The organism is Bosea sp. NBC_00550, from assembly GCF_026020075.1.
Taxonomy (GTDB): domain Bacteria; phylum Pseudomonadota; class Alphaproteobacteria; order Rhizobiales; family Beijerinckiaceae; genus Allobosea.
In genome coordinates, this window is the sequence record NZ_CP102772.1 from 1,077,580 (window position 1) to 1,102,692 (window position 25,113).

21 protein-coding genes are annotated in these 25,113 nt (G+C 63.2%); 12 read left to right on the forward strand and 9 right to left on the reverse strand.

From position 1 onward, the window contains the following. Positions 1-69: 69 nt before the first annotated feature. The 3 genes from NWE53_RS05090 to NWE53_RS05100 all read left to right on the forward strand — a co-directional run bounded on the left by NWE53_RS05090 (position 70) and on the right by NWE53_RS05100 (position 3,230). Positions 70-984, forward strand: a complete 915-nt coding sequence (locus tag NWE53_RS05090; RefSeq protein WP_320109578.1) for a LysR family transcriptional regulator — start codon at positions 70-72, stop codon at positions 982-984. A 927-nt stretch (positions 985-1,911) separates the two neighbouring features. After that, positions 1,912-2,157 (forward strand): hypothetical protein, encoded by a 246-nt coding sequence (locus NWE53_RS05095; RefSeq protein WP_265053285.1) that lies wholly within the window; start codon positions 1,912-1,914, stop codon positions 2,155-2,157. Positions 2,158-2,723: 566 nt separating this feature from the next. Next, on the forward strand, positions 2,724-3,230 hold the full coding sequence (locus tag NWE53_RS05100; RefSeq protein ID WP_265053286.1) for a L,D-transpeptidase: 507 nt from the start codon (positions 2,724-2,726) through the stop codon (positions 3,228-3,230). Between the two features lie 909 nt (positions 3,231-4,139). Here the strand turns inward: NWE53_RS05100 and NWE53_RS29825 are convergent. From NWE53_RS29825 to NWE53_RS05140, 9 genes are all read right to left on the reverse strand, one after another. Continuing rightward, positions 4,140-4,265 (reverse strand): ABC transporter, encoded by a 126-nt coding sequence (locus tag NWE53_RS29825; protein ID WP_320109552.1) that lies wholly within the window; start codon positions 4,263-4,265, stop codon positions 4,140-4,142. 247 nt (positions 4,266-4,512) lie between these two features. Then, complete coding sequence (locus tag NWE53_RS05105) at positions 4,513-5,115, reverse strand: protein-S-isoprenylcysteine O-methyltransferase (RefSeq protein ID WP_265053287.1); 603 nt, start codon at positions 5,113-5,115, stop codon at positions 4,513-4,515. Continuing rightward, positions 5,112-6,359 (reverse strand): hypothetical protein, encoded by a 1,248-nt coding sequence (locus NWE53_RS05110; protein ID WP_265053288.1) that lies wholly within the window; start codon positions 6,357-6,359, stop codon positions 5,112-5,114. The genes NWE53_RS05105 and NWE53_RS05110 overlap by 4 nt, the downstream gene beginning before the upstream one ends. Before the next feature lie 171 nt (positions 6,360-6,530). Beyond that, positions 6,531-7,295, reverse strand: a complete 765-nt coding sequence (locus tag NWE53_RS05115) for an IclR family transcriptional regulator (RefSeq protein WP_265053289.1) — start codon at positions 7,293-7,295, stop codon at positions 6,531-6,533. Positions 7,296-8,810: 1,515 nt separating this feature from the next. Continuing rightward, entirely contained in the window at positions 8,811-9,587 is a 777-nt protein-coding gene (locus NWE53_RS05120) for an amino acid ABC transporter ATP-binding protein (RefSeq protein WP_265053290.1), read from the reverse strand. Beyond that, positions 9,587-10,240 carry an amino acid ABC transporter permease gene (locus NWE53_RS05125; RefSeq protein WP_265053291.1) on the reverse strand — a complete coding sequence of 218 codons (654 nt, stop codon included), beginning with the start codon at positions 10,238-10,240 and terminating at the stop codon, positions 9,587-9,589. The genes NWE53_RS05120 and NWE53_RS05125 overlap by 1 nt, the downstream gene beginning before the upstream one ends. Before the next feature lie 7 nt (positions 10,241-10,247). Further along, complete coding sequence (locus NWE53_RS05130) at positions 10,248-10,907, reverse strand: amino acid ABC transporter permease (protein WP_265053292.1); 660 nt, start codon at positions 10,905-10,907, stop codon at positions 10,248-10,250. An 18-nt stretch (positions 10,908-10,925) separates the two neighbouring features. Further along, complete coding sequence (locus NWE53_RS05135; protein ID WP_265053293.1) at positions 10,926-11,771, reverse strand: transporter substrate-binding domain-containing protein; 846 nt, start codon at positions 11,769-11,771, stop codon at positions 10,926-10,928. A gap of 152 nt (positions 11,772-11,923) precedes the next feature. Then, complete coding sequence (locus NWE53_RS05140; RefSeq protein ID WP_265053294.1) at positions 11,924-13,429, reverse strand: M81 family metallopeptidase; 1,506 nt, start codon at positions 13,427-13,429, stop codon at positions 11,924-11,926. Between the two features lie 179 nt (positions 13,430-13,608). Here NWE53_RS05140 and NWE53_RS05145 point away from each other — a divergent pair, with 179 nt between their 5' ends. The 9 genes from NWE53_RS05145 to NWE53_RS05185 all read left to right on the forward strand — a co-directional run bounded on the left by NWE53_RS05145 (position 13,609) and on the right by NWE53_RS05185 (position 25,105). Beyond that, a complete protein-coding gene (locus tag NWE53_RS05145) occupies positions 13,609-15,069 on the forward strand; it encodes a M81 family metallopeptidase (RefSeq protein ID WP_265053295.1) in 1,461 nt (486 codons plus the stop codon). Beyond that, complete coding sequence (locus tag NWE53_RS05150; protein ID WP_265053296.1) at positions 15,060-16,355, forward strand: alanine racemase; 1,296 nt, start codon at positions 15,060-15,062, stop codon at positions 16,353-16,355. Before NWE53_RS05145 ends, NWE53_RS05150 begins: the two co-directional genes overlap by 10 nt. 221 nt (positions 16,356-16,576) lie before the next feature. Beyond that, complete coding sequence (locus NWE53_RS05155) at positions 16,577-18,169, forward strand: ABC transporter substrate-binding protein (protein WP_265053297.1); 1,593 nt, start codon at positions 16,577-16,579, stop codon at positions 18,167-18,169. A 34-nt stretch (positions 18,170-18,203) separates the two neighbouring features. Then, positions 18,204-19,145, forward strand: a complete 942-nt coding sequence (locus NWE53_RS05160; RefSeq protein ID WP_265053298.1) for an ABC transporter permease — start codon at positions 18,204-18,206, stop codon at positions 19,143-19,145. Next, complete coding sequence (locus NWE53_RS05165) at positions 19,142-20,023, forward strand: ABC transporter permease (RefSeq protein WP_265053299.1); 882 nt, start codon at positions 19,142-19,144, stop codon at positions 20,021-20,023. Before NWE53_RS05160 ends, NWE53_RS05165 begins: the two co-directional genes overlap by 4 nt. Further along, complete coding sequence (locus tag NWE53_RS05170; RefSeq protein WP_265053300.1) at positions 20,020-20,832, forward strand: ABC transporter ATP-binding protein; 813 nt, start codon at positions 20,020-20,022, stop codon at positions 20,830-20,832. Before NWE53_RS05165 ends, NWE53_RS05170 begins: the two co-directional genes overlap by 4 nt. After that, positions 20,829-21,833, forward strand: coding sequence for an ABC transporter ATP-binding protein (locus tag NWE53_RS05175; protein ID WP_265053301.1), 1,005 nt, complete (start codon positions 20,829-20,831; stop codon positions 21,831-21,833). The genes NWE53_RS05170 and NWE53_RS05175 overlap by 4 nt, the downstream gene beginning before the upstream one ends. Before the next feature lie 92 nt (positions 21,834-21,925). Further along, positions 21,926-23,530, forward strand: coding sequence for a M81 family metallopeptidase (locus tag NWE53_RS05180; RefSeq protein ID WP_265053302.1), 1,605 nt, complete (start codon positions 21,926-21,928; stop codon positions 23,528-23,530). A gap of 63 nt (positions 23,531-23,593) precedes the next feature. Continuing rightward, positions 23,594-25,105 (forward strand): ABC transporter substrate-binding protein, encoded by a 1,512-nt coding sequence (locus NWE53_RS05185; RefSeq protein WP_265053303.1) that lies wholly within the window; start codon positions 23,594-23,596, stop codon positions 25,103-25,105. Positions 25,106-25,113: the final 8 nt, after the last annotated feature.

The following is a 25,113-nucleotide window of genomic DNA, read 5'->3' on the forward strand; positions in this document are numbered from 1 at the left end:
CAATTAAGGCTTGCGGAACGCGGAAATAAAGACGACTTCCAGGAAGTCTCTTTTACGGAAAGCGGAAATATGGATCGGCTCACGCAGATCGAGGTTTTCGTAAAGACGGCGGAGATGCGCAGCCTTTCACGGGCGGCGGAAGCGCTCGGCATGTCGAACGCGGCCGCCAGCCGGCACCTGGCCGCCTTGGAGGAGCGTCTCGCCGCCCGGCTTGTCGAACGCAATACGCGGCGTCTTTGGCTGACGGAGGCAGGCCAAGCCTTCTATCAGCGCAGCAGCGCACTGCTTGGTGAATTCGCCGAGGCCGAAGACGCCGTAAACGCCCATACGCTTGCGCCACAGGGAGTGCTGCGGGTCACCAGCTCGCTCTCTTTCGCGACGATCTATCTGGCGCCGATGCTGCCGGCCTTCCGCTCGCTCTATCCCAAGCTCAGCATCCATATCGCCGTCGCCAACCGCTATCTCGATTTCATCGAGGCCGGGATCGACGTCGCCATCCGCACGCGGCTGCATGAACCCGATACGAACATCATCGTGCGTCGGCTGGGACGGATGCGGCGCGTGCTGGCGGCTTCCCCGGCCTATCTGCAAGAACGCGGCTGGCCCAAGGCGCCCGCCGACCTCGCTCAGCACGAGATGCTGGTTTACAACCTCGCCGCCGATCCGTTTTCGCTACGCCTGACCAGGGGGGATACGGAGCGGGTCGTCCGAATCAGCGCAGCCCTCGACTGCAATGACGGGCAGGTGATCCGCCAGGCGGCCATCGCCGGCCTCGGTATCCTCATCCAGCCGCTCTACATCGTGCAGGAGGACATCGCGGCAAGGCGCCTGGTGCCTGTGCTGCTCGACTGGCAGCTCCCGATGCTGACGATGAACATCGCTTATCAGAACCGCGACCACCTGCCTGCCAAGATCCGGGTGTTCAACGAATTCCTCGTCAATCATGTCCGCTCGACCTCGAATAGCCAGATATGGACGGCGTGACCGCCCTTCGCGGCGCCTTGGCTATAGACGATCGTCTCGGATGGCTGGGAGGCGGCCGATACGGACGCGTGCCAGCCGGGGGCGGCGTGAATCAGAGACAACTCGACTGTTTCACCCGCATCGCCGAACTCGGGAGCTTCCGCAAAATTTCCGAAGCGCTGAGATCGCCCAACCCGCCCTCACACGCCATATGCAACACTTGGAAGAGGAATTGGGAGTCCAGCTTTTCTTCTTCCACGGTTCGACCGCCATGCCATCGAAATCCGTGTTGCCGACACCTAGGAATGCATCGAAGCGGACCTCGCCATTGCCGCAGCAATCATCGCAGCGGTTAGGCAGCTGTATCTAAACGAAGCTGCCTTTCATGCGCCGTTGGATACCAGCCGCCTCGTCAGTATCGTCGCTGCATCGTACGGGCGGAAGACGCCCTCATCGACGATCCGGATTATCTTTCCGCCCTCGGGCCGATCGGGAAACGCATGCACTGCTGGCGAGCTTGGCGCAATCTGCTCGGGCACGCGGCTGACGGAAACGGGGCATCCCATTGGGAGAGCCTCCTTCGGGCCGGCACGATTGCGAGCAGAATCGAGCACGCACTCGGAACTTGCCCTTCCAGAAAGCGGATCGCGTCAGTCTATCGAGAATGTCTGACTGCCTCGCCAATGGACATCGTTCCGAGGCCAAACTTTTGCTCGCCACAGGGCGATAGACCTCGCTCGGTGCCTAGCTGGCCCCGCTTTCGGGCAGCGCGCCAATGGGCAGAACCGGCGCGCTGCGAAGGCCCACGTCTTTGAGCGAGGGGCGTCAGCTTACTTCATTTCAGGCGTTCGGGGCCGGATAGCGAGCAGTCCGTCATGGGCGACTCGTATTCCAGCGGTTGATTCGTTAGCATAGCAGACGTGAGTTGCGTAGCGATGAGGTGGTGTCATGCCGAATGCCCACGCCGTGATGATCTCGTCTTATGAACAGCGGAAGGCTGCTGTGCTGCGAGCTGCACAGCTGATCTCGTCCTCAAGTGGCTCTGACGGGGAGTGGGAATTCGAGATGCTGATCGAGGCTATCGCGGATTTCGACATCCGCCAGGAAGCTGTCGGCTTCATTGAGATCCCTACGGCTTTCATGCAATTCCTTTCCAGTGCGCATCAGAGCCGGGTTGCAAGCAGCCGTCGCTGAGATAAAAAGCTGCTCGTTAGGCCGCGCGCCGCGGTTCCTGGCCGCCGCGGAGTACGCGTGACATAGCCTTGCTGGCTCTATTCGCGTTCTCCCTCCAGGCCTTCGCGAGGCCCCTTGCCGAGTTGAAGCAGCGCTCGCTGCTGGTCTATGGGGCGAAAGCTACGCAGTTCTTCCGCGCAGATGAGTATCATGCGCTGGACGGCAATATTCTTGCGAGCTCAAGGGGCTGAGGGCTGGCGGTAACCCTTGCTGTTCCCCGGATGCCAATCGCACATTTCGAATAGCGGTCCTGAATGCGGAGAACGCGGCATTCTCCGAAATAGGCTTCTTCTTCCCGGAGCACCGTCGCCCATCTCACTCTTTTTCGCTGGGACCGCTGGGCCATGATGCTGTATTGATCTCGGCTCACGCACTTCAAACGCAATTCGGCTGATGAGAATGGTCCAGCAGGACTTGCGTCCGGAATGTTAACAGCCGCTCCAGTATGCTAAGCGAAATCGAGGACAATAGAGCTGCACTTGGCAGTTCGAGTGCGCAAGTGAGTTCGATCGGTCAGGGTGAGTAGTATGCGGAAGCAGCGGATTTTCTTGTCGACGCTCCTGGCGGCAATCCTGGCATCACCAGTCGTCAGCGCGCGAGAGGTCGTTTCCTATGCCGGCAATGAGGAGCCAGGCTCGATTGTTATCAGGACAAAAGACAGGAGATTGTATCTGGTTTTGGACGACGGCACGGCCATCCAATATCGCGTGGCAGTTGGCAGGTCGACGAAGCAATGGATAGGCGCTGTTAGAATTGAAGGGAAGTATGTCGAGCCGGCCTGGTCTCCGCCCGATGAAATAAAGCGTGACAACCCAAGCATCCCTGACGTGATTGCTGGAGGATCTCCACGAAATCCCATGGGCGCCCGGGCGATGACCCTGTCAGGGGGAGGGCAATATGCTATTCATGGAACGAATAGACCCGATTCCGTCGGAACTTTCGCATCGTATGGATGCTTTCGCATGCTAAACGACGATATAATCGATCTTTTCAAGCGAGTTCCGGTTGGGACACCGGTTATTGTGCTGCGATAGGACGGCAAACCGGTTGCGGCCGGGCTATTTTGCCAACATCGAAGGAAAGGCTGTCGGCCGTAGAATCGCCAATGCCGTCGCGAATCAAGCAGGAGCAGCCGGCGGCCAGCTTGATTTACCGATAGCGATGAGCCGAAAACTGTGGCTCGATAAACTTACGACTGTTGAGAGAACGAAGGCTAGATATATACTCTGCAGGATATAGAAGCGTATTATCCGGGGCCTTCATTCCCATGAATGTAGCAACCTCACCCACCCAGCGATTGCAATTATATAGGACAGCATGCCACATCGTGGCAGTCCTTTGTTTGCGCTTGATGTAGGCTGAAACTCTCCGATATTGCGCTTCATCCAGTACGACGCGGAATCTATTGGAAATGTACTGGTCTTCCAAATCACCATCGCTCGGACCCGTTTCTGCCGGCACCGGAACGACGTGTCCTACCGACCAGAGTTGCGGTCCCTCGCCTGCGGGATGAAGGCCGGCGACTTGATCTGCCGTTACAGAGCCCACTTCGCCTCTCGCGTTAAGGCGCCCATGGACCAAGAACGTGTGGCCATAGCTTAGAGCGTACCGGGAACGAAACTCGACGAAATATAGCGCTTTCTCGCGCGACAACTGTGGCGACGCAGGTGCCGAAGCCGTTGCCGCCGACGGGGAGGTTTGGCCGATATCGTGGTAACTGCCGCGATCGCGCGCGCCCGCTCCATCGTGGCCGGATACGAGTAAAGCGCTCGACAGGCCGAACGCCAGGATCCAAGAGCGAGCCGAGGGTTTTTTGCCAAACCACATCGCAGACCTCCCGATCAGGCAAACACCTAGCTGCGGAATCTCCGCACGCAAAATTGCGTATTGCTATTCCATGGAGAAAGCGGCCGATTACTCGGCCGCTTTCATTATTAGCGAAGCTAGCCCTTAGTTACGATAGGGGCAGCGACCGGCGGGGGGGCTTTACCCTTCCCCTTACCGATAGAGGCGCATCCGCCAACGCTGATCAGTGCAACAGATACGGCCAACACTACGATTGTTTTCATCGGTTCGCCCTCAGTTAACAAGCCCACTCTCAGCCCTGCGCAATTTTTATTCTAGTGCAATTGCGCAACACGGTGCCGAACAATTTAGCATCAAATCGTCGTGTGGCACACGCTAACGATCTCAGATGCTATTCGCAATTTCAACTGGCAAAAGATCGATTGGCGGTCTTACGACGAATTAAGGTTGCCAAATGACACAGGTGGTGCGGCAACTCGGCGTCAATTTTGCCATCCTTCTGTCATTTCGTCAGCGTGGCGCGCGCGGGCGGTTCGCGCGTGGGATGATGCGGCCGGTTCGCTTTATGTAATCTGCGTACTCGTGCCCGAATGCTTCATTCATCAATTTTTCTTCCTCGCTCACGCGAAATAAATAAAGCGTACCAAACCCGACCAGGCCGGCGGGGCCGGCAATCCAGTTGGGTAAAAGGAGGGCCTGCGCAATCGCCCATAGCCAAAAAGCTGAATACATCGGATGGCGTACGTAAGTATAAACGCCATCGGTAACTAACTTGTGGCTCTCTCGAACGTCTAGAGAGACGGACCAGTTTCTCCCCAAGGAGCGGTGAGTGAGATAAAAAAGCAGCAAAGCCGCTGCTGACGCAGCTGCTCCCGCCCAAGCTAATGAGGGTTGGAACGCGTACGTTGCAAAACGCGGAAACCCAAAGGCTACATAGGCGAAAGGCAAAATCCCGAGGCCGGTAAAGGAAATGCAGAGCAAAATTCGCTCCTTACCCCCTCGCGCGGAACGGGAAATCGGTGTCCGACGAGAGCGCCGCTCATGAGGAATCCGAACGATGTACCAGCCAATCGCGAGAAAGAGGTAGATCGCTTTCGCTATCGAAAGGGTCATTTCCTTGCCGTCCCGCCTTTGAGATCGCAGGCAAAGTCACCCGAATCGATCAATTGACCCTCAGTATCGAAATAATCCATAGCGCCTCGCTCCGATTGCGCAATGCACTCTGCCGGAAGCGGTCCGCAGGCTGTCATAAAGTAATCGTAGGGAGCCCGTCGATCGTTACCTCTCACAAATTGACAGTGCATCTTGTACCAGTTCTTCCGAATCCGCGGATAGCGTCCCGGTGCTATCATCCGTCTTATGCTGACATTCCGAACAAGCGGAGAGCTGGCCGGGCGAAGTTTCAGGTCTCGTAGCATCTCTGCGCCGAAAAAATTCATTACGTCGGAGCGAGCCCTGTAATCTACCCAAAGCACGTCAAGATTGGAGCTTACCCGCCCGATTGCAGCACGAAATCCAGATGCCGCGCGATGGAGCCCGATTTTGAGGGTTGAAGCTCCGACGGAAAAGAAGGCTAGCCTGCGGGGGTTGCCCGATTGATCGAGTTGAATTTTCATCGCCCGATCGATGAGGTCGATGGCAAGAACGGCGCCCAGGCTGTGCCCTATGATAAGAACCTCGTCGGCCTGATCGGCTGGGGCATTGCGCGCGATTTCCTCCGCGATACGCTGTAAGCGGTCGCTGAGAATACTATCCCCTTTTCGTATGTATCTATGTGAGAATATCCAATCCTCAATCAGAATGTTAAGATATAGCAATCTGTCAGCTGCGTATAATGTAGCGTATAACGAAATCAATAAAGTCAGGATTGCTGCGAAGTAGCTTCCGGTGGAGTTCAGAGTGAATGCCGCCGCCGCTGCAGAGACAGAGCCGGCCAGCGCCAAAATCAAAATCGGATAGAGGAAAAACAGTGCATATCGCCAACTGGATCGGAGATATGCCGTGAACGCCCCTGCAACCAGAAAATCGCAGAATGCGATAACTGCGGGCACTAGACGGCGCCATGTTGGTTGCACGCCTGCGCCGACGATCACATCGTCCCACCTGACGAGACGCATCTCGATTTCGGTACGCCAGTTCAAGCCCGACGCGGAAACCTGCCACGAGGCGAGATCTCCGCTTACTTCGAGTTCGGTCGTTGATGCATGTGTTCCCCACGCGCGTTCGAAGCGTCGCAGCTCCCTGGTGAAGCGCTCGAACACTGCCGACGGGGGCGCCGGGTCGTAGCCGCCGATATGATAGACTCGGCGCCTTCGGACGTGAGTTTCGGTCGTTCCCGAAGTTCCGGTCAGTGCCATAGCTTTACCGCTTCGTTCGATAACGGAGCTGCTTCCTTGAACCCAATTCAAAGCGCGGCAGCGATATAGCTAAGGGATCCGAGCCGGTGGGAGGCGTTCGCCGGCATAGCCCGAGTGCGAGAACCGATCATTTCCTGACCCAACGCTGTCTCCGAAAAACCGGCGGCACTTTCAAGAGTTGAACGCTGTCCCAGCGTTTAACCGGTTGAGTTCGCATGAAATCTGCTTGGCTGCTTCGAGGATATTCTCGGCCAGTTCCGAAATAGATTCCGATTCTACCCAGTTTGATGGGCCCGATATACCGATCGCAGCCTCGACAACTCCACCGCTGTATCGAATCGGCGCGGCGATTTCGCACCTCATTTTTCCCGTTTCGTCGAAATTAACAGCGAATCCTCGCGCGTGAATCATCTCAAGTTCGCTCCGGAACGATTCAGCATCGAATTGCCCCCGTGCCTCGCCAACAGTCCTAGCCTCCACTTCACTGATAACTTGTGGAGATTGAAATGCCAGGATCGCCATTCCGGCAGCGCAATTCTGAACTGGTACTTTGCTGCCAACCTCAAATTCAGTCACAGTTGGTCCTGGCGCGTTAATGCAGGCCGCGATAACGACTTCTAGATCAGCGATCACCGCCACGCATGCGGACTCGCGCGTTTCCATCACCAGCTTTGAAAGATGTCGTTCCGAAACACGTTTCAGATCAGCTGCGTCCTTGAGGCAAAACCCCAAGCTCCACAGTTTGGGTGACAGCGCTACGCGAGAAGAATGTCGCGATATCGAGACGTATCGCGACATTTCAAGAATCTTCAGCGTATTCTGGACGGTGTCCTCGTCGAAGTGAGTTTGAGAGCTTAACTGACTGACAGTGCTGGGGCAATTACTGCTGGCTAAAGCCTCAAGGACCGCCAAACCTTCTTCGAACGTCACGTTCATGGCTGAGCTCACGATCTTACGGTGGTTGAGAATTCATGTCCGTTTCACCGGAAAGGCCAGGCACAGCGGATGCGTCCTCCAGGGCGCTCGCTCGCATCGGTTGTCAGCACATCGTCGCGTATTGGGTGCACTCGCAAGGAGTGTGATCCGATCGACAATCCGGGGCTAGAGCAATTTGAACCGCTCCCCAGCTTTATGACGGCCGGCGGGCCCCCCTTCTGCTTCTAATTCATTGTAATTGAATAGAATTGTCTCGCATACTCGACATGGCAGTTATTGAATTTTAAAAGCTTGAAAACGGCGTCGCGCCACGCGAAGAGCCTAAATCCATTTATCGAGGAGACTTGGACGGCGATCCTCGTCGTCGATTTTGGAGCCACAGCGAATCAAATCCAAGATTGTCTACCGTTCTCCGCCTAACAGTGATGTGCGCGGCCGTAAGCTGAGGCCGCGGTATTACGTATCTTCTCCTTGTGGCTCAGGACGTTCAAAAGATCGCACGCCATATGAAACGGCATCCTTGCGTGGATCGGCGGTAGGATGAGTGTTGCCCAAATTGACCCGAGGAACTGCTCTGCCTAAGGCGCCGGTACCTCCTACGATGCGCTGGGCCCAGGGCCGACGGTCATCTCACTGTGATTGACCTGAGCGCTCCGGAAGAGAACGCTTTTTCAGAATGGCCAAGAAAGGCCGAGCTGATAGCACAAGCAGAACAGGCGGAAAGCGGACCTTGCCGACGTCCGCAACGGGCTAGCTGGAGAATCTCTCGGGTCTAGCCAAGTTTGATCCGCTCGGCCTCGTCCCGCCGACAAGGAAAGCGGTGAGAGCGCCGCAACACTATGCCTCAGCTCTTCAGCTGACGCGCCGTGTAATCAACTGTAGCCGGTTGTGGATCCGCAGATATTGCACTTCCGCCAGGTGCGGGCGCGCGAAAGGTGGCGTTGCCGCATCGCCGCAGCTCGCACGGTACGCTGTCTATTTCCCTCTGATGAGGGGTTAATCTCGCTTTGGGCGATTGAAGAAGCCGTTCACGCAGAGGCGGCATCTTGAGCCGCTCGGCAAAGAGCGCTCCGAGCTCTTCGTACAGGTGTTCAACGATCTCGCCGCGGCTCACTATGAAATCGGCCACCTGCCTATGAAACGAGCGACTGAAGAGTGAGAGGGAAGGCTTTGGAGGTCTCCAGCGTCGATTCCCGGCAGGGCCGAAATCTAAAAAACTGATCGCAAAAAGTGCAAGGAGCCGCTGTTGTTTACACAATGCCAGTTAGTCGGCAGCCAAGGGAATGCTAAGCCCTTGAAAACTTGCCCTCTATCGCTCTCTTTACGGTTTTCCGTTCGTCTCTTTCCGTTCTAGCTCGACCTGTGGATTCATCGTCTCCGAGTCGCTGTAATAGCGCTTGAATGGCGCACTCCTGCGGCCATTTTTGCGATGAGGAGCATGTTCCGAACGGGTCAGTGTGCTCGATCGTCGGCCGGGTCGTCTTGGACCGGATGTGATCCGGGTGCGTTCGACCGTCAGTTCCGAGTATTGCGCAGAAATTCCGCCAGCCGGGTGCTCCGGGGATTGCCGAAGATATCCGCGGGCGGGCCGTCCTCGACGATCCGCCCCTGTTCCATGAAGACGACGCGGCTGGAGACGTCACGGGCGAAGCGCATCTCATGCGTCACGATCAGCAGCGTCGCTCCGTCGTCTGCGATGCTCTTCACGGTGTTCAGCACTTCCTGCACCAGTTCCGGGTCGAGCGCCGAGGTCACCTCGTCGAGCAGCACGAGCTTGGGGTTCATCGCGAGCGCGCGGGCGATGGCGACGCGCTGCTGCTGGCCGCCGGAGAGCTGGCTCGGATGGTGATCGGCCCGCGCCGCGAGACCGACGCGGGCGAGCCACGTCTCCGCGATGGCGCGTGCCTCGGCCCTGGGACGCTTCTGCACCTTGCGCAGGCCCAGCATGATGTTGCCGGCCGCCGTCAGATGCGGGAACAGGTTGAAGCTCTGGAAGACCATGCCGGTCATCGAGCGCTGGCGCGAAAGCTCGCGGTCGCCCAGCCGATGGCGGCGCTCATTCGCCGAGCGATAGCCGATCGTCTCGCCGTCGAGCACGATGTCGCCGCCCTGATATTCCTCCAGCAGGTTGACGCAGCGCAGCAACGTGGTCTTGCCCGAGCCGCTGGAGCCGATGATCGAGACCACCTCGCGCTGGTTGAGGTCGAGGTCGACCCCCTTGAGCACTTCGACGGGGCCGAACCGCTTCGTCAGGCCACGGATCGCGAGAAGGGGCTGCCGATTGTCGTCCATCAATGCTGCCCCACGCGTCTTTCGACGATCTTGCCGATCTGATCCAGCAGGATGTTGATCGCCAGATAGAGGATGCCGGCGAAGAGATAGAACTGGATGGTCATGAAGTTGCGGCCGATGATCTCCTGCGTCTTGAGCAGGAGTTCGCCGACGCCGATCATCGACAGCAGGCTCGAGCCCTTGATCAGCTCGACGCCGGTATTGATCCAGGGGGGCAGCGCGCTGCGGGCCGCCTGCGGCAGGAGCACATAGGCGAGGAGCTGCGGGAAGGTCAGTCCGATGCTGCGCCCGGCTTCAGCCTGCCCGGGCGGGATGGCCTGCAGCGAGCCGCGCAGCAACTCGCCGATATGCGCGCCCGCGAACAGCGACAGAGCGAGAATGCCGGCCTGCGTCGGGCCGAGGCTGAGGCCTGCCACGGAGGGAATGTAGAACGCGGCGAGGATCAGCACGAGCACGGGGGTGCCGCGCATGATGTCGACATAGAGCCGGAACGGCAGCCGCAGCCACCAGGGTGCATAGGAGAGCTGGATGCCGACGAGCCCGCCCAGCAGCGTGCCGAACAGGATCGAGGCGGCCGCTATCGCGACGGTGAGGAGAAAACCGTCCCAGAGCGGCCAGCGGGCTATCCAGAGCTGATCGAGGAAAAGCTGCATGGCGCGCTCAGAACTTGGGGAAGCGGCGTTCGAGGCCGCGCAGCAGCATGGCGATGACCACGCAGGCTGCGATGTAGAGCCCGCTCGCGACGGTCCAGGTCTCGATCACGCGGAAGGTGTCGACATTGATCTTGCGGGCTTCGAAGGTCAGTTCCGGCACGGCGATGGCGGCGGCGATGGAGCTGTCCTTGAACATGCCGATGAAGGTGTTGCCGAGCGATGGCAGGACGTTGCGCAGCATGATCGGCGCGACTACCGAGACATTGGTCTGCAGCCGTGTCAGGCCGATGGAACGCGCGGCCTCGATCACGCCCTTCGCCACCGAGATCAGCCCGGCCCGGAACACTTCGGTGAGATAAGCGCCGGAATAGAGCGCGAGCGCGCCCGCAAAGCTCTGGTATTTGTCGAGCGTGATGCCGGCCTGGGGCAGGGCGAAATAGGCGAGCAGCACCAGCACGAGCAGCGGCAGGTTGCGGATCAGCGCGACATACAGGGCGGAGACGCTGCGCAACGCCCGATAAGGCGCGACGCTGGCAAAGGCCGACAGCAGCCCGAGAACGGTGCCGATCGCCACGGCGACGACGGCCAACGCCAGACCGAGGGCGAGCCCCGACAGAAGCCTGTCGAAGCTCGCCCAGACGGCGCCGAAATGCAGCGAATACTCCACGGAGCAGCGACCTGGGGCTCAGCGGAACTCCTGCGGGAAGCCGATCTTGGGCTCGGGCGGCGTCTCGCCGAACCAGCGCTCATAGGCCGCCTTGTAGATCGGGAAAGTCGTACCGGTCATCGACTCGCGGAGCGCCACGTTGACGAAGTTGAGCCAGTCCGGATCGCCCTGCTTCACGATGCAGGAATAGGTCTGCGGGTTCCAGCTGTAACCGGAATCCACATAGCGGTTGGGGTTCTGCTTCATATAGTACCGCAGCGAAGAGGAATCCGTCGCCGCAGCCTGGGCGCGGCCCGAGTTCAGCGCCTGGTACATCAGGTCGACGCTCTCGAACTGGTCGACCTTGGCGTCGGGCAATGCATCCCTGACCATCTTCTCTGCGAACACATTCTGCAGCACGGAGATCGTGACCTTGCTGCCGGCCGCCTTCAGCGCCGCATAATCGGCAAAGGGGCCGCCGGCGACCATCATCAGGCTGACGCCCTCGCGATAGTACGGCACCGTGAAGGCGACCTGCTGGGCGCGCGCGGCGGTCACGGTCACGAACTGGCAGGCGATATCGACCTTGCCGGTGGCGATGTTCGGGATGCGAGCGTCCGATGCCTGATTGACGAACTCGATCTTGTTGGGATCGTCGAACAGGCCCTGTGCGATGATCTTGGCGATCTCGATGTCGAAGCCGACCAGCTCGCCCTTCTCGTTGCGGAAATGCCAGGGCGGGTTGGTGCTGCCCGTGCCCACGACGAGCTTGCCGCGGCTCAGCACCTCCTTGAGCTTGCCCTGTGCCGAGGCACCGGTGGCGGGCAGGAGCACGCAGGCGGCGACTCCGAGCCCTGCGGCGATCTTGATGAGATTCTGAAACATGGCTTCCCCTCCGCCTTTTGCTGAAAACCGCTCGATGGCCGGCGCAGCGGCAAGCAGACGACGCGCCGCCCTCCCCAAGCAAGATGCGCCTGTTTCGTGAGAGGAAACAGGATATTCGCGGCCACGCTTCCCAGGCGCAGCTGCCGTCCGCACTATCGATGCGGCGCGTCAGCGTGGATCGGAAAGACCGGCCCGCGCAAACGCGTATAGGGCAACCCGGCGATCTTGCTGGTGCAGGGGCCGGGCGTCGTCACCGTGAAGCTGCCCTTGGCGATCTTGTCGTAGGCTCGCCGATGCGCCACCGCCGCCTTGACGCCGATCGCCTTCAGCATCTCGGGATGGATGCCCTGCGAGCGGAACTGGCCGAGGTCGAAAGGCGGGGTCTTGCGGCTGGTCAGCAGGATGGTGACGCCGCGGGCCTCGACCACCACGCTCAGCCCCATGCTGAAGCGCGAGCCCTGCGAGGCGGCGAGGTGGCTATTCAGGTCCTCCAGCGCGAATTCCCCGTCGCTGGCGCTGACGAAGCGGGCCTCGATCTCGACCGGCCCTTCGGCAACGGCGCTGCCCTTGCCGCCGATCGAGAGCTTGCGGGTTTCTCCGGGTTTCGCGCCGGTCATGGTCGCGACGGCCGCCGGATCGGCGATGGCGACCGCGCAATTCTCGACACGGTGGCGCAGGAAGGCCCGCAGCACCGAGGTGCCGTCTCCCGGCGCGCCGCCGCCGATATTGTCGGCCGGCTCGACCACGAGATACGGGCCGCCCGGAGACCGCAGGATCTCCGCGACCGCGTCGTCGATGTCCCATTCCGCCGGCAGGCCGTGATCGCGCAAGGCGACGGCCGTCTCGGTCAGTTGGGCGAGAGCGTCCCGCGCTTCCGCTTCCGAGCCGGTGAAGGCGACTGAGAAGGCGACGCCGGCCTCGGCCACATCGGAGAAGGAATAGCCGCCGATGACATTGGCGACCAGGATCGCCGGGTTCTGCTGCTCGATCAGCCGGGCCAGCGCCTCCAGGTCGCGCATGGGCCGGTCGGCGGTTCCGGTGCCGGTCGGAGGCCACATCACGGGCGCGTTGCAGGAGAGCATGCGCGGCAGGACGCCCTCCTTCAGGGCCTGCGCCAGCAGACGGGCCGAACGCACGGCGGATTCGCGAGCGTCCGTATGTGGGTTCTCGCGGTAGGCGACGAGGGCGTTGGCATGCTGTGCCATCGCCGCGGTGAAATTGGCATGCAGGTCGAAGACGCCGAAGACCGGCAGGGTCTCGCAGTCCGGCACGGAGCGGATACGGGCGAGCAGCGCGCCTTCGGGATCGGGGCAGGCGGTCGTGACCATAGCACCGTGCAGCGCGAGCCAGATGCCATCGAGGCCTCCGGAGCTGAGCGCTGCCTTCAGCCCGGCATCGAATTCCGACAGGAAGCGCTCGAAGACGGCGTGATCGACGGTTCCGGCCGGCAGCGCCGTGTAGTCAACCGTCGGCACGACCTGCCACCCCTCGGCTTCGGCCACTTCGAGGAAGCCGTCGACCGTCGAGCCGTCGCCGCGCCGGCGCAACAGTTCCTCGCCGGTGCGGATGGTGAAATCGGCCAGCCCGGTAACCTCGTCGACGAAGCTATGCGTCTCGTGGAAGAGGGACCCCAGCAGGATCCGGCGAGGCTGCGGCATGTTCTGCGAGGCTCCCTGAAGCCTCCTCATCTCGGCCGCTGCGCTGTTCCGAATCAAGCTGGCATTGTTCCGCTCCAAGGAACGCGAGTGCTTTGACAGGTTGCGCCAACTCCCCGTTTCATGGTGCCGGCCGGCGCGCCGGAGAGAGCGATGCCGGCGCAGATCGGGACTAGAGGCAGATGCGCGTCTTCACTGCGTCGCTGGCGACGGAAACCAACACCTTCGCGCCGCTCTTCGTCGATCGCAGCGCCTTCGAGGGAGCCTTTTATTGCCCACCGGGAACCCACCCGGAAACGCCGACCCTGTGCTCGGCGCCGATCGTCGCGGCGCGGCGTCGCGCCGCCAGCGAAGGCTACGAGCTGATCGAGGGAACCGCGACCTGGGCCGAGCCGGCTGGGCTTGTCTCGCAGGAGGGCTATGAAAGCCTGCGCGACGAAATCCTCGGGCAGCTCGTGGCGGCACTGCCGGTCGACATCGTCCTGCTCGGCCTGCACGGCGCGATGGGGGCGCGCGGCTATGACGATTGCGAGGGTGACCTGATCGCGCGGGTGAGGGCGCTCGCCGGGCCGGATTGCGTGGTCGGAGCCGAGCTCGACATGCATTGCCATCTCACCGCGCAGATGGTCGAGGGTGCCGACATCATCGTCGCCTTCAAGGAGTTCCCGCACACGGACTTTCTCGCGCGGGCCGAGGACCTGCTGGAACTCTGCCTCCGGACGGCGCGCAAGCAGGTCAGGCCCGCCAGCGCAGTGTTCGACTGCCGCGGGCTCGCCGCCTTCATGACCAGCCGGGAGCCCGGCCGCAGCTTCGTCGACCGGATCATGGCGCTGGAAGGGAGGGACGGCATCCTGTCGATTTCGGTCGCGCATGGTTTTCAGGCCGCGGACGTCGCCGATGTCGGGACGAAGGTGCTGGTCATTACCGATGGCGACGAAGCGAAGGCGGCGGCGCTCGCCAGGGAACTCGGTCTCGAAATCCTGCGCTGGGGGAACGGCGCCTCGCCGAAGCACTACAAGCCGGAGGAGGGCATCGCGGCGGCGCTCGAACTGGCGCAGCCGGGAAAACCCGTGGTCCTGGCCGATCGCTGGGACAATCCGGGCGGCGGCGTGGCCGGCGATTCCTCGGTGATGGTCGAGGCGCTGCTGCGGCACCCGGACGTGCCCGCCGCGATAGGGGCGCTATGGGACCCCGTCGCGGTCGGCCTCTGCAGAGCCGCCGGCGTCGGGACCGAAATCCCGTTGCGGTTCGCCGGAAAGGCGGCGCCGTCCTCCGGCAAGCCGATCGATGCGACGGTCCAGGTCATCGGGACGACCGAAGACCTGCTGATCCCGTTCGCGCAGAGCTGGGTCTCGCTCGGCCCGGCCGCCGCGATCCGGGTCGGCCTGCTCGACATCGTGCTCGCCTCGACACGGGCGCAGACCTTCAGCCCGCCCGTCTTCACCGATCTCGGCGTCGATCTTGCCGCCAAGAAGCTGGTCGTGGTGAAGTCCTCGAACCACTTCCACGCCGCCTTCGCGCCGATCGCAGCGAGCGTGCTCTATCTCGACAGCGGCGGGCCTTATCCGCCGGATGCGAGCAAGATCCCCTATACCAAGGTCAGGCGCCCCTTCTCTCCGCTGGATCCGAACCCATGGCTGTAACCGCTTCTGCCGCCGCCCTGCCGCGCCTGTCGTTGGGCGAAATCGGGGACCAGCACCTCGACGATCTGATGAAGGGACTGCCGCCGGGCGCGAAGCTGCGGCTTGGCGATAGCTGGAGCGTTCTCGGCGGCGACATGCCGATGCCGCTCGCGGTGATCCGCGAGAGCGTCCTGCAGGCCAATAGCGCCTGGATGAGCGCTTTCGCCGGCGCCAACGATTTGCTGATCGCGCCGCATGGCAAGACGACGATGGCGCCGCAGCTCTTCGACCTGCAGATCGCCGACGGTGCCTGGGCGATCACCGTGGCGACGATGCAGCAGCTTGCCGTTGCCCGGCATTTCGGCGTGAAACGCGTCATCCTCGCCAACCAGCCGGTCGGCCCGCAAGAGATCGCGGCCTGTTTCGTCGCGCTGCGGGAACCTGGCTTCGAACTTTACTGCCTCGCCGACAGCGTCGCCGGGGTCGGGTTGCTCGCCGAGGCCGCGAAGGAGCATGCGGACGCCAACCCCCTGCGCATCTTCGTCGAGATCGGTTTCATGGGCGGGCGCACCGGCGCGCGGACCCGTGAGGAGGCACTGGCCGTGGCGCGCGCCGTCGCAGGCGCGCCGGGCTTGCGGCTCGCCGGCTTCGAATGTGTCGAGGGCCTGCACAGCGACACCGCCAATGCCGACAGGCTGCTCGGCGAAGTGGTCGCGGTTGCGACGGCTGCCGAGGGCGAGGGGCTCTTGGGGCCGGAACCGATAGTGCTCTCGGCCGGCGGGACCTCGCTGTTCGACCGGGTCGGCGAGGCGTTCAATGCGGCTTCGTTCAGCCGGCCGATCGTCAAGGTGCTGCGCTCGGGCTGTTATCTGACCCATGACTCCACCGTCTATTCTGCGGCGTTCCGGCGGATCACGCTGGAGACCAGCCTGAAACTGCCGCCGGGCGGACTTGAGCCGGCTTTGGAGGTCTGGGCCTATGTCCAGTCGCGGCCGGAGCGCGGGCGCAGCCTGCTCACTGTCGGCAAGCGCGACATCAGCTTCGATTCCGGGATGCCGGTGCCCTTGCGCTGGTACCGGCCGGGCGGGGCGATGGCGCGGCCGGAGCCGATGCCGGCCGGGCATAATGTGCTGGCGCTCAACGACCAGCACTGCCATCTCGGCACGCCGGAGGAGAGCCCGCTGCAGGTCGGCGACATGGTCGCCTTCGGCATCGGCCATCCCTGCACGACCTTCGACAAATGGGCGCTGCTGATGCTGGTCGACGACGACTGGCGCGTGACCGGCGCCATCCGGACCTTCTTCTGAAGGGAGCGTGCGGACTGTTCCTTCTGATGAAACCGGTGATCCTTGACGCGAATTCGGGCGCTTCCTAGCCTGCGTTCGAGAGCGGGAAGGCCGTCACCAATCCAATGGTAAGGCGGCCAAAGCATCGAGATCAGGAACCCGACGATGCCGCCCGCCCCTTGGAGCGGCAGGCAAGGATCGGGCCGGATGCGCCGGCAAGCGTCATTGTGGGAGGATCGTTCGTGACCGCACCGTCATTCCTCGGGGTCGATGGCGAAGGCGAGCACGCGCCGTCGCGACGCAGTCTGCTGCAGCTGTTGACGGCCGGTGGCGCGGCCTTTGCCACGCCCGCCTTCTGGAGCGCGTTGGCGCACGGCCAGACCCCGGCCGCGGGCGGCACGCTGACGATCGGCGCCGATGCCGATCCGATCGGGCTCGACCCGGTCACGGTCAACGCCTTCTCGTCCTACGACTTCACCAGTCTGCTCTATACCGGCCTGCTGCGCTGGAACGCTCAGATGAAGGTCGAGCCCGATCTGGCGACGGGCTATCAGCAGCCAGATCCAAAGACTTACGTCTTCAAGCTCAGGCAGGGAGTGAAGTTCCATAACGGCAAGGGCTTCAGCGCCGAGGACGTGAAGCACACCTTCGACCGGATCATGAACCCGGCCACAGGCAGCCGCCTGCGCGCTTTGTATTCCAGCATCGAATCGGTGACGGTCGTAGATCCCTTGACGGTCAGGTTTCAGCTCAACGCGACCGATGCGGCCTTCCTCAGCAATCTCGCCAGCAACCCCAATGGCGCGATCGTCCCGGCCGGGGTAGACAACCTCGTCACCCAGCCGGTCGGCACCGGGCCCTTCGCTTTCGAGGCCTATCAGCCGAACCAGCAATTCTCGCTGACGCGCTTCGGCGACTATTACGAGAAGGGCGAGCCCCATCTCGCGAAGGTGGTGTTCAAGTTCTACAAGGACCAGGCGACGCTGACCTCAGCGCTGCGCTCCCGCGCCATTGACATGACCTGGGTGAAGGACCCGAAGGTGGCGACCGCCATCTCGCGCGCTTCGCCGAATTTCGTCTCTGCGCCGGGGCAGACATCGCGCACCTTCCCGATCTGGCTGAACATGAAGGCCAAGCCCCTGAACGACGTGAAGGTGCGGCGCGCGCTCAGCCTGGCAACGGACCGCAAGGCCTGCCTCGACACCGTGCTCGGCGGCTCCGGCAAGGTCGGGGCGATGATCCCGGAAAGCCACGTCGGCGGCTATGACGGTACGGGCGAATTGCCGTACTACAAGCACGATCCGGCTGCTGCGAAGGCGCTTCTCGCCGAAGCCGGCTATCCCGGTGGCATCGATCTCGGCGACTATATCGTCGTCGCCGCCAATCCGCTCGACGTCGCCTGCGCCCAGATCCTGCAGCAGCAATGGCAGGCGGCCGGGATCACCGTGAAGCTGGTGCCGATGGAGACCGCGCCGCTCCTCGCCAAATGGGCGAGCGGCGACTGGCCGACTCTGCTTTCCGTCGCGCTGTCCTGGACGCCCGATCCCGACGGGGTGTTCCAGTACATCACCTCGACCAGCGGCTACGGCAGGGCGATGGGCTCGAACGATCCCGACCTCGACAAGATGATCGCCGAGGCGCGGGCCGAACTCGACACGGGCAAGCGCGCAGCGAAGAATCTCGATATCCAGCGGCGCATCGCCGACAACGCTTATGTCATCCAGGTCTACCAATACCCGCTGCGTTGGGAGATCTGGTGGAACTATGTCCAGGGCTATGTGCCGCTGGCGGCGAACATCCGCTCCTTCGTGCGCACGACATGGCTGAAGAAGTAGGCTCCGCCTGCCGCCTCGCGGCGGAGGCCTGCCGATGACGCGTTTCGTCCTCGGGCGCCTTGCCTGGATGGCGGCGATCCTGCTCGGCGTCTCCTTCGTCGCCTTCATGCTGATGCGCGCGATTCCGGGCGATTTTGCCATCGCGGCGGCCGGTTCGCAGAGCGTGGCGCCGGATGTACTGGCGACGATCCGCCGCGATCTCGGGCTCGAGCAGCCCTTGATGACGCAATATCTGTCATGGCTCGGGGCTGCGCTCACCGGCGATCTTGGCATTTCCTTCGTGACGCGCCGGCCGGTGCTGGGCGAGCTGCTCGATCGGCTCGCCGTTACCTTCCAGCTCACGTTGATCGCCGCCATCATGGCCGTCGTGATGGGCATCGCCACAGGGCTGGCCGCGGCGCGGCTGCGCGGCGCGGTCGATTGGCTGGTCCGGCTCTGGAACGGGCTGATGCTGGCGGTGCCGAACTATGTCGTCGCGACGCTGATCGTGCTGCTCTTCGGCCTCTACTTCCCCGAGATCACGGTGCTCGGCTACACGCCCTTTCTCGAAAACCCGCTCGCCAATCTCTGCAGCATGCTGCTGCCTGCCTTCGCGCTGGCGCTCGCCGTCTCGGTGACCATCGCCGAGAACACGCGCGCCGCCGTGCTCGAGGTCGCCAATCAGGACTTCGTCATGGTCGCCCGCGCCAAGGGGCTGAGACCCGGCGCGATCCTGCGCGATTACCTGATGCGCAACGCGCTGACGCCTGTGATCACCGCCGCGGGCCTCAAGATCGCGGCGCTGCTCGGCGGCAGCATCCTGGTCGAGACCATCTTCGCCATTCCTGGCATGGGGCAGTACCTCTTCGATTCCATCAACAGCCGCGACTACCCGGTTATCCAGGCGATCGTGCTGGTCGCAGCCGGCATCGTCGTGCTGGTCAACACCATGATCGACATCGCCTATGCGCGGGTCGATGCGCGGGTGCAGATGTGAGCGGCGCCGTGCAGGAGAACATGCCGGCTGCCGCGGCGGCCCCTCCGAGCGAACGCAAGGCGGCCGGGATCACACAGGGCTGGCTGCTGCTCGGCCTGGGGCTGGCCATGCTGGGGGCGATGCTGATCGTCACCGTCTTCGCGCCGCTGGTCGCGCCCTATGCTCCCTCCGCGACCTCGCCGGATTCGCTCGCTCCGGCGAGCGCCGCCCACTGGCTCGGCACGGATTCGATCGGGCGCGACGTCCTGAGCCGCCTGATCGTCGGCGGCCGCACGACGCTGCTGATCACGGTGACGGCGGTGTTCATCGCGCTGGTGGCAGGGCTGATCCTGGGGCTCGCTGCCGGCTATCTCGGCGGGTTCGTCGACGAGATCGTCATGCGGCTGCTCGATGTCGTCTTCGCCTTTCCGGTGCTGCTTCTGGCAATCGCTGTCGTCGCCGCACTCGGGCCAACGGTGCCGAACCTGATCCTGACCATAGCCATCGTCTACACGCCGGCGATGGCGCGGGTGGTGCGGGCGCCGGTGCTCAGCGTCAAGCAATGGGACCATGTCGAGGCGGCGCGCAGCGTCGGCATGAGCGAGATAAGGCTGGTGCTGCGCCATATCCTGCCCATCGTGGTCTCGCCCATCCTCGTCGCGACGAGCCTGACCTTGTCGCAGACGATCTTCACGGTGACGGCGCTCTCCTTCCTGGGGCTCGGCCCGCCGCCTCCCGATCCGAACTGGGGCGGCATGCTCTCGGAAGCGCGGCAGTTCATGGAGCTGGCGCCGCTGACGGTGATCGGCCCGGCCGCCGCGATCGTCTTCGCGACGCTGACCTTCATCATCATCGCCAACGGCCTGCGTGAAGTGCTCGACGTGGGGAGCGTGCGATGAAAGGGCCGCTTCTCCGGGTGCGCGACCTGACCGCGACGGTAACGACACGGCGCGAGATCATACAGGCCGTGCGCGGCATCTCCTTCGACATCAACGCCGACGAGGCGGTCGGCTTCGTCGGCGAATCTGGCTGCGGCAAGAGCGTCACCGCCAAGGCCCTGATGCGGCTGGCACCCGAGGGTGCCTCGATCGGGCTCGGCGGCTCGGTCGCGTTCTGGGGGCAGGAGCTTCTCGGGCTGGGCGAGGAGGAGATGCGCGATTTGCGCGGCCGGCGCATCGCCATGGTCTTCCAGGACCCTATGACCTCGCTCAACCCGGTGATGAGCATCGGCGCGCAGATGGGCGACATGCTGCGCCGCCATCTCGGCTTGTCGGGCAAGGCAGCGCGCGAGCGCAGCGTCGAACTGCTCGATCTCGTCGGCATTCCCGATCCGGCTGGTCGCATCGAGGATTTTCCGCATCAGTTCTCGGGCGGACAGCGCCAGCGCGTGCTGATCGCCATCGCGATCTCCTGCGAGCCGGACTTGCTGATCGCCGACGAGCCGACCACGGCGCTCGACGTCACCGTGCAGGCGCAGATCCTGCGGCTCTTGCTGCGCCTCAGGGAAGAGCGCGGCATGGCGCTCATGCTGATCACCCATGATTTCGGGGTCGTTGCGGGCATGGTCGACCGCGTCAACGTGATGTACCGCGGCGAGATCGTCGAGGCCGGACCGGTGGACGAGATCTTTGCAGCGCCGCAGCACGCCTATACCCGGGCTCTGCTCGATGCCGTGCCGCGCCTGCAGGATGCGAGGGCGGTCCGATGACCGCGGCACCCGGGCTTCGCGACCTGACTGGGGAGCTCTCGATCGAGCCCGTGCTGCAAGTCCGCGACCTCTCTGTGCAGTTTCCGGGACGGCGCGGCGCGGCGCCGGTCACCGCCGTGGAGCGCCTCTCCTTCGATATCGCGCCGGGGCAGACGCTCGGTCTCGTCGGCCAGTCCGGCTCAGGCAAGACGACGGCAGGCCGCGCCATCCTGCAACTCCAGAAGGCGAGCGGGGGCTCGGTCAGGCTGCTCGGGCAGGAGTTGACCACGATGCGCGCCGGCGAACTGCGCCGGATGCGCCGGCACATGCAGTTCGTCCTGCAGAACCCCTATTCGAGCCTGCATCCGCGCATGACCATCGGCCAGATCCTGAGCGAGCCCCTGCAGGTCCACCGCAGCGTACCGGCGAACCAGATGCGCGCGCGGGTCGCGGAGCTGCTGGAACTGGTGAACCTCGATCCGGCGATGGTGCGGCGCTATCCGCACGAATTCTCCGGCGGGCAGCGGCAGCGTGTCGTCATCGCGCGGGCGCTGGCGGTCAATCCGGATTTCGTCGTCTGCGACGAGCCGGTCTCGGCACTCGACGTGCGCACGCAGGCGCAGATCGTCGCGCTCCTGCAATCGCTGCAGGAGAAGCTGGGGCTGTCCTATCTCTTCATCGCGCACGACCTCGCCATCGTCAGGGAGATGGCGCATCGGGTCGCCGTGATGTTCCGTGGCCGCATCGTCGAGATGGGTAGTGCGCGCCAAGTGTATGACAGCCCGGCTCATCCCTATACGCGATTGCTGCTCGACGCCGTGCCGGTGCCCGATCCTGCCCTTCAGCGCGAGCGTCTGAGGCGGGTCCCGCCGGATCTGCGCTTCCTCGAAGGCAATGGTGGTGGCTGCGTCCACGGGGTCGATCACAGTCGCGCCGGCACGCCCGAATGGCACGAGGTCTCGGAAGGGCATGGCGTCTCCTGCCGCTACTGGCCGGCGGCGAGAGCGCAGGCTGTTGCCTGACGTCATGTTCCTTCAGGTGGAACGTTGAATCCTTGACGTGAAATAGTTGCCGCACCTACGCTTTTCGAAGATTTCGCGGGCTCGTCTGCTTCGTGACCGGGACCGGCGCAGCCGATGCCTGCAAGCTTCTGACAAGCCGTTCGCCCGGCGTGGCCCGGGTGCTCGAAGCCGCTATCCGGGAGGTCGCTGTGCGTCTGGCGTTGATCCACATCGTTCAGGAAACGAACGACTTCAATCCGGTGCTGACCACGCTCGATGATTTCGAGGCGTTCGGCCTCTATGAAGGCGAGGACATCGCCCGGCACTTCGGTGAGATCGGACAGATCGGCGGGCATTTCGCCGCGATCCGCGAATCCGGGCTCGATATCGAGACGGTCCCGATCATCCGGGCCTGGGCGGTGGCCGGCGGGCGCATCTCGCGCGAGGCCTTCGACTTCTTCCAGGCGAAGATCCGGGCCGGCCTCGAGAATGTCGGGCCGATCGACGGGCTGGTGCTGCACCTGCACGGCGCCTGCGCGGCGGAGGGGGTAGACGATGTCGAGGGTGAACAGGCGGAGCTTTGCCGCCAGATCCTCGGGCCGGACGTGCCCATCCTGCTCGGGCTCGATCACCACGCCAATGTCACCCACAAGATCATGGCCAACTGCACGGCCATCGTCGGCCACCGCACCCAGCCGCATGACGTGTTCGACACCGGCAAGGTCGGGACCGAGGTGCTGCTGCGCATCCTGACCGGCAAGCTCAAGCCCGTCATGGCCTGGCGCAAGATCCCGCTGCTCTCGCATCAGGAGCAGTTCCTGACCTCGAAAGGGCCGATGAAGATCTGGTTCGACCGGGCGCGGGCACTGGAGGCCGACCGCCGCGTGCTGCAGGCCTCGAACTATCCGATGCAGCCCTGGCTCGATGTCGCAGAGGGCGGGTGGTCGACGATCGTCGTCACCGATGGCGATAAGGCTTTGGCCGAGACGCTGGCGGACGAGCTAGCCGACCTCGCCTGGTCGATGCGCGATGACTTCCAGATTCGTGAAGCCGTCTCGGTCGATGACGCCGTGCGCAAGGCCGATGCGGCCGAGCGCGGCATGGTCGTGGTCAGCGATACCGGCGATACCGTCTTCGGCGGCGCGGCCGGCGACAGCAACCTGCTGCTCGAAGCGATGCTGCGGCTCGGCATCAGGAGCAAGGCGCTGATCCCGCTGATCTCGCCCAAGGCCGTCGCGACGCTGACCGCGGCGGGCGAGGGCGCCGAGGTGACCCTGCCGCTCGGCGGCGATGCGGCGACCGCCTTCTTCAAGCCGCTGACGGTGACGGGCAGGGTGCGGAAGCTCGGAGGCGGGTCGATCCCGCTGAACTTCAATCATCAGCCCGAGGTCGACATGGGCCGGGTCGCCGTCTTCGATGTCGGGCCGGTGACGCTCCTGATCTCGGAATTGCGCGGCGTCGCGGGCAATGTGCCCGACGTTTACGAGGCCTTCGGCATCGACCTCTCCGACTACAAGATGGCCGTGCTCAAGACGGCCTCGAACTTCCAGTATTTCGACCGTATCGCCTCCGGCCTCGTGCGTGCCGACACGCGCGGGCCGGGACAGTCGGATGTGTTCACCCTGCCGTGGCAGCGGATTCCGCGCCCGGTCTATCCGTTGGAGACAATAAGCGACTGGCGGGCGCATTCGTCCCAGCCGGGAGCGGGGACGAGCTGACGCGAAACCGAAGCACAACAAGAGGGGAAAGCGATGACAAAGCTGTCGCGACGTCAAATCTGCATGACCGGCCTTGCCCTTGCGGGGGCGGCCCCGCTGCTGGCGGCCTTGCCGGCTTCCGCCCAGCAGCTCAAGGGCGGCACTCTGCGTGTCGCCGTGCTGAACGAGCTGGCGAACTATGATCCGCAGCAGCTCTCCACGGTCAATTTCCATGTCATCAAGAACCTCTACGACAGCCTGATCGAGTACACGCCGGAGGGGAAGCCGGAGCCGAGCCTGGCGACCGGGTGGATAATCGCGCCGGACAAGACGTCGGTGACGCTGAAGCTGCGCGACGGCGTGACCTTCCATAGCGGCACGCCGTTCAAGTCCGACTCCGTGGTCGCCACCCTGCAGAAGGGCGCCGATCCCAAGCGCGGCAAGAACGTCTTTTCGACCATGGCGATCGTGAAGGATTGGTCGGCGCCGGACGAGCGCACGGTCACGATCAACTTCAAGGCGCCGGTGCCGGACCGGCAGATTCTAGACCTCCTGCAGTTCCTGATCCCGATTGACCCAAAAGGCATCGACACGGTCGAGACAGTTCCGGCCGGCACCGGCCCGTACACGCTGGTGAGCCGTGCGGTCGGGCAGGGGCTCGTTCTCAAGGCCAACCCGAAATACTGGCGCGAGAAGCAGCCGATCGCGCAGGACCTCGTCTTCACCGTCTTCAGCGAGGATGCGGCGGCGACCGCGGCGCTGGAGTCGGGCGCCGTCGACATCGTCTACAACGGCTCTTCGCGCAGCGCGGTCAGGCTCAAGGGCGCCGGCTATCAGGTCTTCGCCGGCCCCGGCCAGCTCGTCCAGGTCTTCCGGATCAACTCGACGCGCGTTCCCTTCCGCAACAAGTCGTTCCGGCAGGCCTTCAATTATCTGATGGACCGCGGCAGCATCCTGCGCGTCGGTTATGCCGGCATGGGGCAGGTGGTCGCCTTGCCCTGGGCGCCGGCGAGCCCGGCCTTCGATGCCAGCTACATCAAGACCTACTCCTTCGATCTCGACAAGGCGAAGAAGCTGCTCGCGGCCTCCGGTCTTTCGGCGGACGAGATGAAGGGCTGGAAGATCCTGGTGGACGGCAGCAACGAGGCTTCCGTGACGATCAGCCAGATCGTCCAGGGCTCGCTCGCCAAGGCCGGTATCCCGATCGAACTCGATATGCGGCAGGGCGCGGAATACGTCACGGCGCTGCTCGGCGGCGATTTCGCCGCGACTTTCGGCGCTGTCGGCAACGTCCAGAAGTTCCCGTCGCGGGTCACGACCAACTCGATCTACCGGACGTCGCAGAACCCGGTCCTCAAGGACCCCCACCCGCACCCGGACTATGTCGCCGCGATCGCCAAGGTCGACGGTGCCGCGGGCGGAGAGGCCGAGGTCAAGGCCGCCTACGACAACCTCAACCGGGTCATGGTGGACGAGGCTTTCGCGATCCCGACCAACTCTTACGATGTCGGCCTGATCGCCGCCTCGGAGAAGATCGGCGGGGTTACGCTCGACATCGACAACCTGTTCGTCGCGCGCACCATCGGGTTCAAGTGATGCGGCTG

Coding starts and splice junctions, on each gene's coding strand:
- NWE53_RS05090 (WP_320109578.1), top strand. CDS start 70: ATGGATCGGCTCACGCAGATCGAGGTTTTCGTAAAGACGGCGGAGATG.
- NWE53_RS05095 (WP_265053285.1), top strand. CDS start 1,912: ATGCCGAATGCCCACGCCGTGATGATCTCGTCTTATGAACAGCGGAAG.
- NWE53_RS05100 (WP_265053286.1), top strand. CDS start 2,724: ATGCGGAAGCAGCGGATTTTCTTGTCGACGCTCCTGGCGGCAATCCTG.
- NWE53_RS29825 (WP_320109552.1), bottom strand. CDS start 4,265: ATGAAAACAATCGTAGTGTTGGCCGTATCTGTTGCACTGATCAGCGTT.
- NWE53_RS05105 (WP_265053287.1), bottom strand. CDS start 5,115: ATGACCCTTTCGATAGCGAAAGCGATCTACCTCTTTCTCGCGATTGGC.
- NWE53_RS05110 (WP_265053288.1), bottom strand. CDS start 6,359: ATGGCACTGACCGGAACTTCGGGAACGACCGAAACTCACGTCCGAAGG.
- NWE53_RS05115 (WP_265053289.1), bottom strand. CDS start 7,295: ATGAACGTGACGTTCGAAGAAGGTTTGGCGGTCCTTGAGGCTTTAGCC.
- NWE53_RS05120 (WP_265053290.1), bottom strand. CDS start 9,587: ATGGACGACAATCGGCAGCCCCTTCTCGCGATCCGTGGCCTGACGAAG.
- NWE53_RS05125 (WP_265053291.1), bottom strand. CDS start 10,240: ATGCAGCTTTTCCTCGATCAGCTCTGGATAGCCCGCTGGCCGCTCTGG.
- NWE53_RS05135 (WP_265053293.1), bottom strand. CDS start 11,771: ATGTTTCAGAATCTCATCAAGATCGCCGCAGGGCTCGGAGTCGCCGCC.
- NWE53_RS05140 (WP_265053294.1), bottom strand. CDS start 13,429: ATGCCGCAGCCTCGCCGGATCCTGCTGGGGTCCCTCTTCCACGAGACG.
- NWE53_RS05145 (WP_265053295.1), top strand. CDS start 13,609: ATGCGCGTCTTCACTGCGTCGCTGGCGACGGAAACCAACACCTTCGCG.
- NWE53_RS05150 (WP_265053296.1), top strand. CDS start 15,060: ATGGCTGTAACCGCTTCTGCCGCCGCCCTGCCGCGCCTGTCGTTGGGC.
- NWE53_RS05160 (WP_265053298.1), top strand. CDS start 18,204: ATGACGCGTTTCGTCCTCGGGCGCCTTGCCTGGATGGCGGCGATCCTG.
- NWE53_RS05170 (WP_265053300.1), top strand. CDS start 20,020: ATGAAAGGGCCGCTTCTCCGGGTGCGCGACCTGACCGCGACGGTAACG.
- NWE53_RS05175 (WP_265053301.1), top strand. CDS start 20,829: ATGACCGCGGCACCCGGGCTTCGCGACCTGACTGGGGAGCTCTCGATC.
- NWE53_RS05185 (WP_265053303.1), top strand. CDS start 23,594: ATGACCGGCCTTGCCCTTGCGGGGGCGGCCCCGCTGCTGGCGGCCTTG.